Genomic DNA, 15,366 nt, shown 5'->3' on the forward strand with positions numbered 1-15,366 from the left:
GAAGGAAAGTGGACAAGGAAGATTTTATACGGACAATGGTCTTTTAATGGGCTATTTTTCTTACTAAAAATACAGACTTTGTACTGTTTTTCTCCCTTGTCACCTTGTCCACCTTGTCCACCAAGTCTTGTCCTTGTAAGGGGAGGGGACTTGATTTTATTGTTTTTTCTGTGGTTGGTGAGCGAAGTCGATAGCGATAGCGTGGCGTTAGCCATACCGTGTTCGGTGTGTTCCCCAATCCTTCGGTGTTACCTGTTCCCTGTTCCCTAAGATAAAAATTACCTGTTGAAAAATTATCAAACATCCTCTTACATAACCTCAAACAATCAAGACATTAAGAATCGATGGATTAGCTATTAATTTATTAATTAATTGGATTTCATCCTACTGAAGATAGAGTAATTAAGTCATGCTGTTGATAGATATTAAAAATCAAAGCTGGGAATTTAATTTAAAGCATAAGCATGACTGAAAAAATGAATATACTTGAGAAAAACTTTGCTGACAAAGCAATGGAGAAAATTAACCATGTCATACATAAATCGTGTAGGCGATGAAGTTATTAATGAACCACAACTAGGAGCTAGAGTCGCTGAATATCATGACCGGGTGCGTTGGGGACCAATCATTGCCGGTGTATTGGTAGCCCTAGCTACTCAATTAATCTTGAGTTCCTTATTTGGTGCTATCGGCGCAGCTAGCATTGCTGGTTCGGGAGCCCCCAGGACTATAGCCCCTGATGTTGCTGCTAATGTGGGAGTCTGGTCAACCCTAGCTTTGTTGATCTCCTTGTTCATTGGTGGTTGGGTGACAACTCGTACTTGTGGCCCCATGAATCGAAATACAGCCCTACTCAACGGCGCAATTCTCTGGGCTACTACTATCGCCCTGAGTTCTTGGCTATTAGCAACCGGAGTATGGGGTACTTTTGGCGTGGTGGTGCCCAATATTGCAGTAGTACCGGCACCTGAACTAGGCACACCCCCACCGGAAACGGCTGTAACTGCTGAACAAGCCCGCCAAATTGCTGGGGCTACTTCCAGAGCTTTGTGGTGGTTTGTGTTGGGTTCCCTGTTAAGTTTAGCTGCGGCTCTTATGGGGGCTGTTGTGGGGGCTCGCAGTCCTAGAACTAACAATTATCGGACTTAAATGTGGTACTTAAAATTACATAAAATTCATCGCTAAAAGTACCTTTTTGAAGGTGCTTTTTATTGCGGTATGGAATTTTTACCACTTCAAATATGAAGCTTCAATTCCCTGCTCTCGCTTAATTTTGGCATCCTTTTCAAACCAAGTAATCAGTTGCTGGGTGGTTAGGTCTTCTATAGCAACACCGTATTCTTGGGCTATATGCTGTAAAAGTTTGAGGGATGAAATTGTTAGTCTGGTGAGAAACTTTTCCGAAGAAGACAACAAGGCGCTATCAACTTGTGCCGACTCTTCTAAGGTGAGAAATTGTGCTGAAGGTTGCTGTGGTAGTATATCCATATATTTAGTTGTTGAATCTAAGTCAAAATTATTACTACTTACGCATCTGTTTGTTCGGGTCGCCCTTGCACTAAATACCCGCAACGATGTTCACCATTGATAATCCAATGGGTTCGCTCTACCTGACAATCTGGTAACACCGCCGCAAACATTTCTAATTCATGACCGCAAATGCTAGGGAAAGACTCGGCAACATTAGAAATGGCACAATTATGTTCCATGAAGATAAAGCTATCACCATGGGAGGATTCCACACAGTGATACTCAGCCATGAATCCTTCAGCTTTTCTGACATTGACTAAATTAGCTACACGCTCTTGGAGTGAACCCTTACCGACGCGATCGCGGTATTCTTGGGCTTTCCTCTCCCACTGTTTCTGTAAAATCGAGCTAACCTGTTCACGTCCTACAGTTTCCGCTAAAGTATCCAGCAGTGACACCGCAAACTCGCCGTAGCGGTCGGCTTGGTGAGTGCTCAAACTTCTTTGCAGGCGATCGCGTCCCCGAGGGCTTAATTTATAGATATGTTGCGGCCGCCCCATCCCTACTTGTACAGATGTATACAGAACTAGCTCCTCCGTCTCCAAATCCTTCAGGTGACGACGAATGGCTTGCTTGCTGACATCTAAAACTTCCGCCAACTCAAAAGCAGTTGCTTGTGAGCGTTTAAGCAGATACTCGAGAATATCTTGCTTTGTCGAGGTTTGGTGAGTAATCTCCATTTTCTCTACAAGACGCTGCGCGAACGTCCCCAAAAATTTTTTTAGAAAATTTGACTTTAACAACATTCTTGTTGTTAATTTAGCGTAAAATGAAAATAAATTAAACAACCCGCAAGTTGTTTTACTCCCCAATTACTATTCTAACAGATGTGTAACCACTCGGTCACACCAGCGGGGAATAGGCGGACACCATAACCCCTCTCCCATCCTTAAAGAGATATCAGTAAACAGATTCCACAATTGCAGTTCTGAACACAAGAGATTTATACCGATGAGTGCCACTGTCAAAACCTTAGTCAACCAACCCTACAAGTACGGCTTTATCACCGATATTGAAGCCGACACTATCCCCCGGGGACTAAACGAGGACGTTGTTCGCTTGATCTCCGCCAAGAAGAACGAGCCACAGTTCATGTTAGATTTTCGGCTCAGATGTTATCGCCAGTGGCAAAAAATGACGGAACCAACTTGGCCTAGCGTCAAGTACCCGCCCATCGACTATCAAAATATTATCTACTACTCCGCCCCCAAAAAAGCCAAAGCCAAGCTCAACAGCTTGGATGAAGTAGACCCCACCCTACTAGAAACCTTTGAAAAATTGGGTATTTCCCTATCGGAACAAAAGCGCCTCGCCAATGTCGCAGTTGATGCGATTTTTGATAGCGTTTCGGTGGCTACCACCTTTAAAGAAAAACTAGCCGAAGATGGCGTGATCTTCTGCTCAATTTCCGAAGCTCTACAAGAACACCCGGAACTTGTGCGGAAGTACCTGGGTAGCGTTGTTCCCGCTGCGGATAATTACTTTGCAGCTTTGAATGGTGCTGTATTTAGTGATGGTTCTTTTGTCTATATTCCTAAAGGCGTAAAATGCCCCATGGAATTGTCTACATATTTCCGCATCAACTCCGGTGATACAGGACAATTTGAACGGACTTTGATTGTAGCCGAAGAAGGTAGCTATGTTTCCTACCTAGAAGGTTGTACCGCACCTATGTATGACAGCAACCAACTACACGCCGCTGTAGTGGAACTCGTCGCCCTGGACAACGCCGAAATTAAATACTCCACTGTCCAAAACTGGTACGCCGGGGACGAAAATGGTAAAGGCGGAATTTACAATTTTGTCACAAAACGCGGTTTGTGTCAAGGTGTTAACTCTAAAATTTCCTGGACTCAAGTAGAAACAGGTTCGGCTATTACTTGGAAGTACCCTAGCTGTGTGTTAGTGGGTGATAACTCCGTGGGTGAGTTTTACTCGGTGGCGCTGACCAATAATATGCAGCAAGCTGACACCGGAACAAAAATGATTCATGTGGGTAAAAATACTCGCAGCACGATTATTTCTAAGGGAATTTCAGCAGGTAATTCTAGTAACAGTTATCGCGGTTTAGTGAAAGTCAATCCCACAGCTCAAGGCGCGAGAAATTATTCTCAGTGCGATTCTATGCTGATTGGCGATAATGCCCATGCCAATACTTTCCCCTATATTCAAGTACAAAATAATACTGGAAAAGTGGAGCATGAAGCCTCTACTTCTAAGATTGGCGAAGACCAACTGTTTTACTTCGCTCAGAGAGGTATTTCCCCAGAGGATGCTATTTCTATGATGATTAGCGGCTTCTGTAAGGATGTGTTTAATCAGCTACCTATGGAGTTTGCTGTGGAAGCGGACAAGCTTCTGAGTCTCAAGTTAGAAGGTAGTGTTGGATAATTGTCAACCTAGGGCTTGGCTTTTTATTTATTCCTAGTCTTGATTAAGGAACCACACAGACGCACAGAGCGCAAAGTAAGAGAAGAGAAGAGAGAACATGATTATTGAAAATAGTGAAGTAGTTCTGTCAGTTAAAGATTTGACCGCTAATGTTGATGGAACTCCAATTCTGAAGGGTTTAAATCTTGAGGTGCGCTCTGGAGAAATTCATGCGATTATGGGACCGAATGGTTCTGGTAAAAGCACTTTTTCTAAGGTGTTGGCCGGACATCCAGCTTATGAGGTGACTGGTGGTGAGGTGATTTTCCAGGGTGAGAACTTGCTGGAAATGGAACCAGAGGAACGCGCTAGAGCAGGTGTATTTTTGGCCTTTCAATATCCTTTGGAAATTCCAGGTGTGAGTAATTTGGATTTCTTACGGGTAGCTTACAATTCTCGCCGCAAGGCTCAGGGTTTGGAAGAATTGGATGCTTTTGATTTTGATGATTTGATTTCAGAAAAGTTGGATGTAGTGAAAATGAATCCGGCTTTTTTGAATCGCAGTCTCAATGAAGGCTTTTCTGGTGGGGAGAAGAAGCGCAATGAAATTCTGCAAATGGCCCTGCTGGAACCAAAGTTGAGTATTCTGGATGAGACTGATTCGGGTTTGGATATTGATGCTCTCAAAATTGTGGCTAATGGCGTGAATCAGTTAACTAGTCCAGAAAATGCCACCATTATGATTACTCACTATCAACGCTTACTTAATTATATTGTGCCGGATTTTGTCCATGTTATGGCTCGGGGTCGCATCCTCACCAGTGGTGGTAAGGATTTGGCTCTAGAATTGGAAACTCGCGGTTATGACTGGGTGTTAGAAGCTGCTGAGGTGGGTGTGTAATGACTATTCAAGTTGAGTCTATTCCCGTTTCTAACTCTCATGGTCTGCGGGATAGGGATGATTTTCTGACTGGGTTATTAAATCAAGTAATTTCTCCTAAAACCCAGGACTGGTTAGAGGAATTACGCCAAGGTGCTGCTCATGGGGTACGTCGTGCTACTATCCCCACCACCCGCAATGAGGAATGGCGTTTTACTGATTTGTCAGCTTTACGCCAAGTACAGTTTCATGTAGATACACAATTAAAATCAGCTGATATCTCGGCTTTAACTTTACCAGAAGCTGTTAACAGTCGTTTGGTATTTGTCAATGGTGTTTATGCGCCCCATTTATCCGCAGTCGCAGATTTACCATCTGGGGTTGTGGTCGGTAATTTGGCGGGTTTGTCCCAGTCTCAGCAGGAGGGTGTTAAACCCTATTTAGCACAAGCTGAGGGTTCACAAGAGGTGTTTACGGCTCTTAATACTGCTGGAATTTCTGATGCGGCGGTGTTGTGGGTGGGGAAAAATGTCACCGTTGACACGCCTATTCATATGTTGTTTCTCAATACTGCTGATAAGCAACCGAGCATTTACCAGCCTCGTTGTTTGGTAGTGGCGGAGTCGAGTAGTAGTGTAACTTTGGTGGAAGATTTTACTTTTGCTGGGTTGGGGGATACGGAAAACACTAAGAACAAGCCGGTTTACCTGACTAATGCGGTAACGGAAATTTGGCTGGGTAACAATGCTCAGGTGAATCATACTCGGTTAGCGCGCGAAGGTGTAGAAGCTTTTCATATTGGGAAGACGACTGTCACTCAGGCTCGTGATAGTCGATATACTTGTCATGCTTTGACTTTTGGGGGTCGGTTATCTCGCCACAATTTGGAAGTGTTCCAAACTGGTGAGCAAACTGAAACTACTCTCAATGGTTTGACGATGATTTCTCACAAGCAGTTGGCTGATACTCACAGTGTGATCGCACTTAATCATCCCCATGGTACAAGCAGACAATTACATAAGTGTATTGTAGGCGATCGCGCTCATGCGGTGTTCAACGGTAAAGTTTTTGTCCCCAAACCAGCCCAGTTGACAGATGCAGGACAATTAAATCGCAATTTACTGTTATCACCAAAGGCGAGAGTGGATACTAAGCCCCAATTGGAAATTACCGCCGATAACGTTAAATGCGCTCATGGTGCTACGGTTAGTCAATTGGAAGACGACGAGATCTTTTATCTCCAAAGTCGCGGAATTAATGAAAGCGATGGGCGTAAGTTGTTGATTAACGCTTTTGCGGCGGAAATTATCAACCAAATACCCGTCAAGTCTCTGCAAAATATCCTATTAAACACGGTAAATGGTCATGAATGACTATTTATCACCACTAATGACTAATTACCCATGACTTTCACCCCTACCAAAACCCTAGCTGACAAAGTTCGCCCTGACTTCCCCCTGCTACATCAGGAAGTTAACGGTAAACCTTTGGTTTATCTGGATAATGCTGCTACCTCTCAAAAACCTGTGTTCGTTTTAAATATTCTACGGGATTATTACGAACAATATAACGCTAATGTGCATCGCGGCGCTCATACCCTCAGCGCTAAGGCTACTGATGCTTATGAAGGAGCACGAGATAAAGTCGCTAAATTTATTAATGCTGGGTCACGTCAGGAAATCATCTACACCCGCAACGCCAGTGAAGCCATTAATTTGGTAGCTTACAGCTGGGGTATGAACAATTTGCAACCAGGAGATGAGATTATTCTGTCGGTGATGGAACACCACAGTAATATTGTTCCTTGGCAATTGGTAGCACAAAAAACGGGTGCAGTGTTAAAGTTTGTCGAATTGACACCCGCAGGTAGTTTTGATTTAGAACAGTTTAAACAGCTGATTTCCCAGAAAACAAAACTGGTAGCAGTAAGTCATGTTTCTAATACTTTGGGTTGCATTAACCCAGTAGCAGAAATTGCCACTATCGCTCACAGATACGGTGCTAAATTCTTGGTTGATGCTTGTCAAAGTTTACCTCATATGCCCGTAGATGTGCAGGCAATAAACTGTGATTGGTTGGTAGCATCTGGTCACAAAATGTGCGCCCCCACTGGTATTGGGTTTTTGTATGGTAAGTTGGCAGTGTTAGAATCTATGCCACCATTTTTCGGTGGAGGTGAGATGATTGCTGATGTGTATTTAGACCATTCTACCTACGCAGAATTACCACATAAATTTGAGGCCGGTACCCCCGCTATTGCTGAGGCGATCGCCCTAGGGGCTGCGGTAGATTATCTTAGTAATATTGGCATGGATAGAATCCACGCCTACGAAGCTGAACTCACCGCTTATTTATTCCAAAAATTAGCCCAAATACCCCAAATTCAAGTTTATGGGCCGAAACCTAACGCCCAAGGAGAAGGTAGAGCTGCTTTAGCTGCATTCACAGTCGCAGATGTCCACCCTAACGACTTATCTACATTATTAGATCAAGAAGGGGTAGCGATTCGTTCTGGACACCATTGCACTCAACCCTTACACCGTTACTTAGGTTTACCAGGAACCGCACGGGTAAGTTTGTCTTTCTATAACACCCGCGAAGAAATTGATATTTTTATCAAGGCTTTGCAGGAAACCCTTGACTTTTTTGCCGGTTTCCAGGCTTAAATGTAAGGTGGGTCATTCCCACCTTTGTGAGCTAACAGAAAAGCACTTATAAGAGGTTTTCCGTAGTTGCTAATTCTCGTTGTTCATAATGACGACAACCCCCACAAGGACCAATGGGGTTAACAGCACAACGCATATACCCAGAGCGAGCATTAAATTTACAACTAATATCACCGATGAGATAACCCACACCTTCCAAATAATAGCGATCGCGTAGCAGGGGTGACCTAGCGCCATCGCTTTCAAAGGGTGTGATCCTCTCCGGGATGGGTGTTTGTGAGTGAGTAGCTACTTGTCTGGTCTGTCGGCGTGGGTGAGAATGGGTTCTACGAATTACCCACAGGGAAAACAGGGATGGTAATAAACCAACGGTCATCACTAATAGCGTCTTCAACACCTGATCTTGGCCTCTGTTATGCGCTAACTACCTTATCCGATGTTAGCAACGGGGGACTAAACTGCAACTTAAATTATACCCAGATATAGACATTATTACCATTATGTCAACATCATAGAGTGCATACAGCGAAGTAACTATTTAACTAGAATTGTATAGCTTGATGGTTACGCTATGCAAGCTATCGGTAAAATGCACAAAGTTAAGTACAAATCACAGGGATGATGGGAGGCAAAAATGGCATTGGCTGACTTAAGAATTGTGTTGGTGGAACCAGCAGGACCGTTGAACCTAGGGTCAATCGCCAGAGTAATGAAAAATTTTGGTTTACATAACCTAGTCTTAGTCAATCCCCAATGCGAACCACAGTCACCGGAAGCCATGAAAATGGCAGTTCATGCCAAGGATATTTTAGAATCTGCGGTATTAGTACCCACATTATCAGCAGCATTGCACGGATGTGTCCGGGCGATCGCCACCACAGCGCGGGTACGTGATTGGGACACACCCTTAGAAAATCCCCGCAGCGCCCTACCCTGGTTATTAGAGTCACCACAGGAACCCGCCGCCCTGATTTTTGGTAGAGAAGACCGGGGTTTAAGTAATGAAGAACTCAATTATGCTCAGAGGTTTGTTCGCATTCCCACCAGTGACAATTATTCATCCCTGAATTTAGCCTCAGCTGTGGGTATTTGCTGTTATGAACTAGGACAAACAGCACCAGCGACAACGCCTCCTCCCAGTCTGGAACTGGCATCTTTGGATCTATTAGAAAACTACTATCAGCAGTTAGAATCTCTACTACTAGATATTGGTTACTTGTATCCCCATACAGCCGCTAGTCGCATGGCTAAATTCCGCCAATTGTATAATCGCGCGCACCTACAAACCAAGGAGGTAGCCCTGCTCAGAGGGATTCTGCGACAAATAGAATGGGTGATTAAAAACAAGAACCATGAGTAAAACTTATGATTGAACCCGAGAAAATCTACGAAATTATCCCCCTGAAACATTTAAAATAGCTTACACTAAACATACAAAGGCTACTGGTGAGTTTTGGTATGGCTACGCCACGCAAGCTAGAGCGGAGTTTGCACCGAAAACATTCGAGTGGGTCACAAGGAGTAACAGTGTCAGAGTCAAGTGACAAACTAAGAAACTTTTCGCGGGGTCAACCGACCCACCTTCGCCCGCGTCAGAGTAACGGCCAAAAGGTGGCAAAGAAAAAAGTAAAAGTCATTAATCAGCAGCGTTCTCCCAAGAAAGAAGTAGCCGTGACGGGGCTGAATTATAATATGATGTCTCGCTCCAAACCGGTGTTAGTCATGCCTACAGGCGTAAAACCCATGCCCCATATGAGGAGGGGTAAAGCACAATTAAAGACCGTCCGGGTAGACAAGCAAGCAATGCCGAAAATGGGCAGACGAGTATCGCGGAAAACACGGTTAAAGCCCATGGCTAGAACCATGTTATATGCTTTACGGTTGTTGATTGTGGGAGTGGGTGTCGGTGCGATCATGGGTACGGTGTTGTCAGTGTTAGACCCTGCTACGCGTATGCCCAGTCATTCGGGGACACAATCTCCTCATTTGGGGCAGAATCAGCCGCAAGTTATACATAATACTTCTGGTTTATATTTAACCCAGGAAATTACCCCATTGAAAAATGCTATCCAAAATTTGGCGATTGCTAACCCCAATCTCAAACCCGGGGTGTTCTTGCTGGATTTAGAGACTGGTGGCTATGTGGATGTGAATGGGGCGAGCAGTTTCTCCTCGGCTAGTACTATTAAAGTACCACTTCTCATCGCCTTTTTCCAAGATGTGGATGCCGGTAAAGTCCGCCTGGATGAAATGCTAACCATGGAAAAAGATATGATAGCCGGTGGTTCGGGAAATCTGCAATATGAAAAAGTGGGGACTCAGTATAGCGCCATGGAAATCGCTACTCGCATGAGTACAAGCAGCGATAACACCGCTACTAATATGCTGATTGCTCGATTAGGAGGTATGGAAGCCCTGAATCAGCGGTTTCAAATTTGGGGACTCTCCGCTACAGCTATTCGTAATCCTCTCCCCGATTTATCAGGAACCAATACCACTAGCCCCAGGGATTTGGCGAATTTATTGGCTATGGTCAATCAGGGGAATTTAGTCAGTATGCGATCGCGCGACCTTATCCTTGATATTATGCGTCGTACAGAGCGGAATCATCTGCTACCTTCTGGTTTAAGCCCAGGGGCAAGAATACACCACAAAACAGGTGATATTGGCACCATGTTGGGTGATGTGGGTTTAATTGATATCCCCACAGGTAAACGCTACATTGCGGCTGTGATGGTACAACGCCCCCATAATGACCCGGAAGCCGAAAAACTAATTAGCTCTATTTCTAGCGCTGCTTACCAACAATTTAACGCTAACACGAAAGTCCCTACCTTCAGCGAAGCAAGGTAGGGATGAATAGTGGGAAATTACGAAAACCTCATACATGCAGTGGGTAAAATTTAGGTCTTTTGATAACGCATTCCAGGGAGTTGGTAAACTAACCCCATAAGTTCTAACTGTAATAATGTGCTGGAAACTAAGCCTGTATTCATCCCTGTTTTTTGCACAATTAAATCAAAGGTTAAAATATCAGAGTCAATAGCATCCATTACTGCTTGCATTTCTGGCGGTAACCTCGGTAATTTTACCTTTTCTCGAACCTGTTCCGGGATGGGTATAGTGTCGATTGTATCCAGTTTGGGGATAGCTCCGAGCATTTTTAACAGTTCGTCTAGTTCCCTAAGAACCAAACAAGCACCTTGACTGAGTAATTTTAAACACCCTTGCGATGGATAATCATCGATTCTTCCCGGTAATGCATAGACATCTCTGCCAAATTCATTAGCATAACGAGCCGTAATTAAAGCCCCAGACTTAGCAGGCGCTTCCATGACCAAAACAGCACGGCTTAAACCCGCAATAATCCGATTACGGCGGGGAAAGTGAGTGCGGTCTGGTGGGGTTTTGGCGGAATATTCACTCACTACTAACCCTTGACTCAAAATCTGTTTATACAAATCGCGATTTTTAGGGGGATAAATGACATCTACGCCGGTTCCTAAAACTGCTATGGTTCTACCCCCTGCTTGCATCGCGGCTAGATGGCTTTCTGTATCAATTCCCTCCGCCATCCCAGATACGACTGTAAAGCCATTTTTAGCCAAGGCTGCGCTAATTTGGCGAGTCCAACGAATACCATAGTCTGAAGGTCGCCGTGTCCCCACAATTCCCACCATGGGTGTTTGTCCCAGATTTTCCCGCAGATCCACTTGACCCCGATAATACAAAACTGGCGGTGGGGTAGGAGTTTCCAGTAATAAACGGGGATAATCTGGATCCACTGGTGTCCAGAAATGGGGGTTTTCTTGGTGATGTTTGGTTAGTAGTTCTTCTGGACGCACAGGCGATCGCTGTGCAACTACCTTTTCTAAGGTCTGAGAACCAAAACCTTCCACTTCTGCTAACTGGGCTTTGCTAGCATTCCAAGCTGTAGAGAGGTTGCCAAAATGCTGGTTTAGCCGTTGCATTAACACTGGACCCACCCCGGAAATTTGCGCCCAAGCTAGCCAATACGCTTTTTCTTCTGCCACGATTAAGTATTCCGATAAATTAAACTAAGCCGGTCAGTCACCTGACCGACTCGTCTTCAAAACCGTACTTGAGAGTTTCACCTCATACGGCTCCTCAGTGATATGGTTCTTGTCATGAAAACCTGTAAGACTTCCATCACTGGCTGTCTTTCTATCGTGGCAATGTCTGTGTAATAGTTGTAGGTTTTTATATTCATCTTTTCCACCTTTGGATATGGGTAAGATGTGGTCAACTTCCATTACATCACCGTCCCTAAAGTAATGCCCACATTCTGGACATTTACCCTTTTGCCTTTTAATAGGACTCCATAGAGCTTGCTTCCCATAGGGTTTAGGGAATCCAGCTTGACCGTATCTACGGCTAGACACACTTTTTAAAGCATTAACAATGTAAAATATATTATTACAGACAAATTTTAGCACAAAGCATGAAAGCTAGATATCAGTACAGATTTTACCCAACAAACCAACAGCAACAGAGTTTAGCTCGGTTGTATGGTTGTGTTAGGGTTGTTTGGAATGATGCTTTAGCGTTCTGCAAACAATCTGAAAAGCTGCCTGGATACAATAAACTCTCGGCAATGCTGACCCAAGCTAAAAAGACTCAAGAGAGAAAATGGCTATCTGATGTTTCTTCAGTGCCATTACAACAGTCTCTTAGGCATTTAGATGTTGCTTACAAAAACTTTTTCAATTCCCTTAAAGGTAAGAGAAAAGGTAAAAAGGTTGGGGTTCCTAGATTTAAAAAGAAAACCAACTCACAATCAGCAGAGTTTACTAAAGCTGGGTTTTCTATAAAAGATGGAGTAGTCTACATAGCCAAAATTGGGAATATCAAACCAATTTGGTCAAGAGACCTACCATCTGAACCTAGCTGGTTCTTCGGTACTTTTTATGGAGAACCCAGTTCAAAATCATTGAAAGCCTTATTGTGTCGGCATTTCATTGAAAATATTGGGCATAATTGTTTATAACCCTTAACCCGTAAGGGTTTTGTTGTTATCAATCCTCGATTACCATAAAATCTACGCAAGAACCAAAATAGTTAACGATAACCAAGTAATTGTTTTGGAAGATTTGAATGTCTCAGGAATGCTCAAAAACCGTAGACTATCTAGGGCGATTAGTTTGAAAGTGTGGCAGCAATTCAGAATTTTTTGTGAGGCTAAATCTGAGAAACTTAAAAGGGATTTCAGAGTAATTGACAGATGGGAACCTACTAGCCAGATTTGCTCTTGTTGTGGGTATCGTTGGGGCAAGATTGATTTGTCTGTTCGCTCAGTGTTGTGCTTGAATTGCAACACTCTTGCAGACAGAGATGAGAATGCTGCTAAGAACATAGAAATGGTCGGCATGGGGCATCGGCACGACCTAAAACGGACAGGGAGTGACTGTAAGACTGTTTCGGCAGCGAGTTACTGTGAACTGTCAAGAATCACCGACCTTCAGGGTCGGTGAGTATGTCAAATTTACTATATTGCTAGTAGTTCCCACACAAAAGCCAAGTGAATACTCACAAAGCCTTAAGCTAGAGACTAGAGACTTAAAACAGACTATGACACCAGAAGAAATTGTAGGGACGCTGACAAAATTATTTAGCAGCAAGGAAATTAAAGCGATCGCACCTGGATCGTGGCAGGTGGAAAGCCCTAGTTTTCGGCTGTTGGTGCTACTATCTGAAGATAATACGGGGTTAAGAATTTTACTGCCTATTGTTCCACTAACACAAGCCCAACCATTTTTAGCGCAATTTTTAGAAGCGAACTTTGATGATACCCAAGAAGTACGTTATGCTTTGTTTGATAGTGTAATTTGGGCAGTATATCAACATAACAGTCAAACTTTAGTCAGTGAAGATTTTGCCAGTGCCATCAGCCGAATAGTATCTTTATATCAAGCTGGTTTAGATAACGTCTTTAATCGTCTGATTGAAACCCGCATTCGGCAAATCATCCAGACAGCGAAGCAGCAAGGACAATCACTGCAAGGGACAATGCAAAACCTAGAACGTTTTTATGCAGAAGGATTACTAGGTGACAATAACCAAACAGCCCAAGACAGAGAACAAGTTTTAACAGCTTGGCAGAGTCAATTACAACGCCTCTGGAACGAAGTTGAGATTAAACCTGAATAGAAAAGCCTTCATAGAGCTGAACAAGTTCATGGATATAATTGAAATTCTCAAACAAGACTATCAAAGATTTCCCCAGAATCAGACATATAGCATTTACGCCGAAAACGTTTATTTTCAAGATCCATTAACTAAATTTCGGGGAGTTAAACGCTATGAGCAGATGATTAAATTCATCCAGAAATGGTTTATTAATCCCCATATGGAAGTACACAAGATTCAACCTTTAGGAGACACCATAAAAACGGAGTGGACACTCAGCTGGAATACACCAGTGCCGTGGAAACCGCGAATTTCCATCTCCGGCTGGAGTGAATTAACACTAAACTCTGCTAACCTGATTATTTCCCACATTGATTATTGGCACTGTTCACCCATAGATGTAATTAAACAGCATTTTTACCTATCTCCTGCCGTCAAAGGTTAGGGAAACAAAGCCGATGAAAGCATTTATTTTCTCGAAACAGTTGATAATGTAAATAAATGTAAAAATCCTGAACAGGACGTAATCATCCATGCGCGTAATTTTGATGACAGGCAAAGGCGGCGTAGGTAAAACCTCCGTTGCTGCGGCCACTGGACTCCGTTGTGCAGAACTAGGCTATCGCACACTAGTTTTGAGTACAGACCCCGCCCACTCCCTAGCAGATAGTTTCGATTTAGAAATGGGACACGCACCGCGAGAAATTCGCTCGAATTTGTGGGGTGCGGAACTCGACGCGCTGCAAGAACTAGAAGGAAATTGGGGTGCGGTGAAGCGTTACATCACCCAAGTGTTACAAGCTAGGGGTTTAGAAGGGGTTCAAGCCGAAGAATTAGCCATCTTACCGGGTATGGATGAGATTTTTGGCTTAGTCAGGATGAAACGCCACTACGACGAAGGGGACTTTGATGTTTTGATTATCGACTCAGCCCCCACTGGTACCGCATTACGTCTGCTGAGTTTACCTGAAGTCGGCGGCTGGTATATGCGCCGGTTTTACAAGCCATTTCAAAATATCTCCGTGGCGCTGCGACCTCTGGTGGAACCTTTGTTTAGACCCATTGCGGGTTTTTCTCTCCCAGATAAAGAGGTGATGGATGCACCTTATGAATTTTATGAGCAAATTGAAGCCCTGGAAAAAGTCTTAACTGATAATACTCAAACCTCCGTGCGCCTGGTAACTAATCCCGAAAAGATGGTGATTAAAGAATCTCTGCGCGCCCATGCTTATCTGAGTTTATATAATGTGGCTACAGATTTAGTCATAGCTAATCGCATTATTCCCCAGGAAGTGCAAGATCCCTTTTTCCAACGTTGGAAAGAAAACCAGGAGGAATATCGCCGGGAAATACATGATAATTTTCTACCTCTACCTGTTAAAGAGGTGCCGCTATTTTCTGAGGAGATGTGCGGACTAGCAGCTTTAGAACGGTTGAAAGAAACTCTCTACAAGGATGAAGACCCCACTCAGGTATATTACAAAGAAACAACTATTAAGGTTGTGCAGGAGCAAAACCAATATAGTTTGGAACTTTATTTACCTGGTATCCCTAAAAGCCAAATTCAACTCAGTAAAACTGGAGATGAATTAAATATTACTATCGGTAATCACAGACGTAATTTGGTATTGCCCCAAGCCTTGGCAGCTTTACAGCCAGGAGGGGCGAAGATGGAAGACGACTATCTCAAAATTCGCTTTACTGATAAGGTGAAGGTGTAATTTTACTCATCAAGCAAAAGTAGAGAGAAAATCAGGTAAAAATCTCTACTTT

The 15,366-nt window shown here is 43.6% G+C and carries 18 protein-coding genes and 2 pseudogenes; 13 read left to right on the plus strand and 7 right to left on the minus strand.

Features of this window, described 5'->3' with window-relative positions; all coding sequences use genetic code 11:
• A partial coding sequence (locus PN447_RS15750) for a hypothetical protein (RefSeq protein ID WP_271763965.1) occupies nt 1-215 on the minus strand: 215 nt, incomplete at its 3' end.
• A gap of 313 nt (nt 216-528) precedes the next feature.
• On the opposite strand from PN447_RS15750, the gene PN447_RS15755 reads away from it, so the two are divergent.
• Nucleotides 529-1,149, plus strand: a complete 621-nt coding sequence (locus tag PN447_RS15755) for a hypothetical protein (protein ID WP_271763966.1) — start codon at nt 529-531, stop codon at nt 1,147-1,149.
• A 78-nt stretch (nt 1,150-1,227) separates the two neighbouring features.
• Here the strand turns inward: PN447_RS15755 and PN447_RS15760 are convergent, their stop codons facing one another.
• Both PN447_RS15760 and sufR read right to left on the minus strand, forming a co-directional pair.
• The gene (locus PN447_RS15760; RefSeq protein WP_271763967.1) at nt 1,228-1,488 is read right to left on the minus strand and encodes a hypothetical protein; all 261 of its coding nucleotides are present in this window, start codon (nt 1,486-1,488) and stop codon (nt 1,228-1,230) included.
• Between the two features lie 38 nt (nt 1,489-1,526).
• Entirely contained in the window at nt 1,527-2,210 is a 684-nt protein-coding gene (gene sufR / locus PN447_RS15765; RefSeq protein ID WP_271763969.1) for an iron-sulfur cluster biosynthesis transcriptional regulator SufR, read from the minus strand.
• 271 nt (nt 2,211-2,481) lie between these two features.
• On the opposite strand from sufR, the gene sufB reads away from it, so the two are divergent.
• The 4 genes from sufB (at nt 2,482) to PN447_RS15785 (ending at nt 7,446) form a co-directional block, all read left to right on the plus strand.
• Complete coding sequence (gene sufB / locus PN447_RS15770) at nt 2,482-3,921, plus strand: Fe-S cluster assembly protein SufB (protein ID WP_271730657.1); 1,440 nt, start codon at nt 2,482-2,484, stop codon at nt 3,919-3,921.
• Nucleotides 3,922-4,018: 97 nt separating this feature from the next.
• Nucleotides 4,019-4,801, plus strand: coding sequence for a Fe-S cluster assembly ATPase SufC (gene sufC / locus PN447_RS15775; protein ID WP_271763970.1), 783 nt, complete (start codon nt 4,019-4,021; stop codon nt 4,799-4,801).
• Nucleotides 4,801-6,153, plus strand: coding sequence for a Fe-S cluster assembly protein SufD (gene sufD / locus PN447_RS15780; RefSeq protein WP_271763971.1), 1,353 nt, complete (start codon nt 4,801-4,803; stop codon nt 6,151-6,153). Before sufC ends, sufD begins: the two co-directional genes overlap by 1 nt.
• Nucleotides 6,154-6,183: 30 nt before the next feature.
• Entirely contained in the window at nt 6,184-7,446 is a 1,263-nt protein-coding gene (locus PN447_RS15785) for a cysteine desulfurase (protein ID WP_271763972.1), read from the plus strand.
• A gap of 46 nt (nt 7,447-7,492) precedes the next feature.
• On the opposite strand, the gene PN447_RS15790 is transcribed toward PN447_RS15785, so the two are convergent.
• Nucleotides 7,493-7,843 carry a DUF6464 family protein gene (locus PN447_RS15790; protein WP_271763973.1) on the minus strand — a complete coding sequence of 117 codons (351 nt, stop codon included), beginning with the start codon at nt 7,841-7,843 and terminating at the stop codon, nt 7,493-7,495.
• A 237-nt stretch (nt 7,844-8,080) separates the two neighbouring features.
• Here PN447_RS15790 and PN447_RS15795 point away from each other — a divergent pair, with 237 nt between their 5' ends.
• A complete protein-coding gene (locus PN447_RS15795) occupies nt 8,081-8,806 on the plus strand; it encodes an RNA methyltransferase (protein WP_271763974.1) in 726 nt (241 codons plus the stop codon).
• A 98-nt stretch (nt 8,807-8,904) separates the two neighbouring features.
• A complete protein-coding gene (locus PN447_RS15800) occupies nt 8,905-10,299 on the plus strand; it encodes a serine hydrolase (protein ID WP_271763975.1) in 1,395 nt (464 codons plus the stop codon).
• A gap of 50 nt (nt 10,300-10,349) precedes the next feature.
• On the opposite strand, the gene dprA is transcribed toward PN447_RS15800, so the two are convergent.
• The 3 genes and pseudogenes from dprA to PN447_RS15815 all read right to left on the minus strand — a co-directional run.
• Nucleotides 10,350-11,480, minus strand: coding sequence for a DNA-processing protein DprA (gene dprA, locus PN447_RS15805; RefSeq protein ID WP_271763976.1), 1,131 nt, complete (start codon nt 11,478-11,480; stop codon nt 10,350-10,352).
• 33 nt (nt 11,481-11,513) lie between these two features.
• Nucleotides 11,514-11,780: an HNH endonuclease gene (locus PN447_RS15810; RefSeq protein WP_271764009.1), complete on the minus strand. Its 267-nt coding sequence runs from the start codon at nt 11,778-11,780 to the stop codon at nt 11,514-11,516.
• A pseudogene (locus PN447_RS15815) lies at nt 11,781-11,870 on the minus strand (IS200/IS605 family transposase); the annotation flags it as partial.
• Nucleotides 11,871-11,908: 38 nt separating this feature from the next.
• Between PN447_RS15815 and PN447_RS18755 the strand changes: the two are divergent.
• From PN447_RS18755 to PN447_RS15840, 6 genes and pseudogenes are all read left to right on the plus strand, one after another.
• A pseudogene (locus PN447_RS18755) lies at nt 11,909-11,971 on the plus strand (helix-turn-helix domain-containing protein); the annotation flags it as partial.
• Nucleotides 11,972-12,454 (plus strand): RNA-guided endonuclease InsQ/TnpB family protein, encoded by a 483-nt coding sequence (locus PN447_RS15820; RefSeq protein WP_442867106.1) that lies wholly within the window; start codon nt 11,972-11,974, stop codon nt 12,452-12,454.
• Nucleotides 12,455-12,572: 118 nt separating this feature from the next.
• Nucleotides 12,573-12,938, plus strand: a complete 366-nt coding sequence (locus PN447_RS15825; RefSeq protein WP_271764010.1) for a zinc ribbon domain-containing protein — start codon at nt 12,573-12,575, stop codon at nt 12,936-12,938.
• 97 nt (nt 12,939-13,035) lie between these two features.
• On the plus strand, nt 13,036-13,614 hold the full coding sequence (locus tag PN447_RS15830; RefSeq protein WP_271763978.1) for a hypothetical protein: 579 nt from the start codon (nt 13,036-13,038) through the stop codon (nt 13,612-13,614).
• A 28-nt stretch (nt 13,615-13,642) separates the two neighbouring features.
• Nucleotides 13,643-14,038, plus strand: a complete 396-nt coding sequence (locus tag PN447_RS15835) for a DUF2358 domain-containing protein (protein WP_271763979.1) — start codon at nt 13,643-13,645, stop codon at nt 14,036-14,038.
• A gap of 88 nt (nt 14,039-14,126) precedes the next feature.
• Nucleotides 14,127-15,314, plus strand: a complete 1,188-nt coding sequence (locus PN447_RS15840) for a TRC40/GET3/ArsA family transport-energizing ATPase (protein ID WP_271763980.1) — start codon at nt 14,127-14,129, stop codon at nt 15,312-15,314.
• The last annotated feature ends 52 nt before the right edge of the window (nt 15,315-15,366 follow it).

It is taken from the genome of Anabaena sp. CS-542/02 (assembly GCF_028331085.1).
GTDB classification, from domain to species: domain Bacteria; phylum Cyanobacteriota; class Cyanobacteriia; order Cyanobacteriales; family Nostocaceae; genus Anabaenopsis; species Anabaenopsis arnoldii.

What these genes read in the sequence shown, in the direction of transcription:
- PN447_RS15755 (WP_271763966.1), top strand. Translation starts at nt 529, where the DNA reads ATGTCATACATAAATCGTGTAGGCGATGAAGTTATTAATGAACCACAA.
- PN447_RS15760 (WP_271763967.1), bottom strand. Translation starts at nt 1,488, where the DNA reads ATGGATATACTACCACAGCAACCTTCAGCACAATTTCTCACCTTAGAA.
- sufR (WP_271763969.1), bottom strand. Translation starts at nt 2,210, where the DNA reads ATGGAGATTACTCACCAAACCTCGACAAAGCAAGATATTCTCGAGTAT.
- sufB (WP_271730657.1), top strand. Translation starts at nt 2,482, where the DNA reads ATGAGTGCCACTGTCAAAACCTTAGTCAACCAACCCTACAAGTACGGC.
- sufC (WP_271763970.1), top strand. Translation starts at nt 4,019, where the DNA reads ATGATTATTGAAAATAGTGAAGTAGTTCTGTCAGTTAAAGATTTGACC.
- sufD (WP_271763971.1), top strand. Translation starts at nt 4,801, where the DNA reads ATGACTATTCAAGTTGAGTCTATTCCCGTTTCTAACTCTCATGGTCTG.
- PN447_RS15785 (WP_271763972.1), top strand. Translation starts at nt 6,184, where the DNA reads ATGACTTTCACCCCTACCAAAACCCTAGCTGACAAAGTTCGCCCTGAC.
- PN447_RS15795 (WP_271763974.1), top strand. Translation starts at nt 8,081, where the DNA reads ATGGCATTGGCTGACTTAAGAATTGTGTTGGTGGAACCAGCAGGACCG.
- PN447_RS15800 (WP_271763975.1), top strand. Translation starts at nt 8,905, where the DNA reads ATGGCTACGCCACGCAAGCTAGAGCGGAGTTTGCACCGAAAACATTCG.
- PN447_RS15825 (WP_271764010.1), top strand. Translation starts at nt 12,573, where the DNA reads ATGCTCAAAAACCGTAGACTATCTAGGGCGATTAGTTTGAAAGTGTGG.
- PN447_RS15830 (WP_271763978.1), top strand. Translation starts at nt 13,036, where the DNA reads ATGACACCAGAAGAAATTGTAGGGACGCTGACAAAATTATTTAGCAGC.
- PN447_RS15835 (WP_271763979.1), top strand. Translation starts at nt 13,643, where the DNA reads ATGGATATAATTGAAATTCTCAAACAAGACTATCAAAGATTTCCCCAG.
- PN447_RS15840 (WP_271763980.1), top strand. Translation starts at nt 14,127, where the DNA reads ATGCGCGTAATTTTGATGACAGGCAAAGGCGGCGTAGGTAAAACCTCC.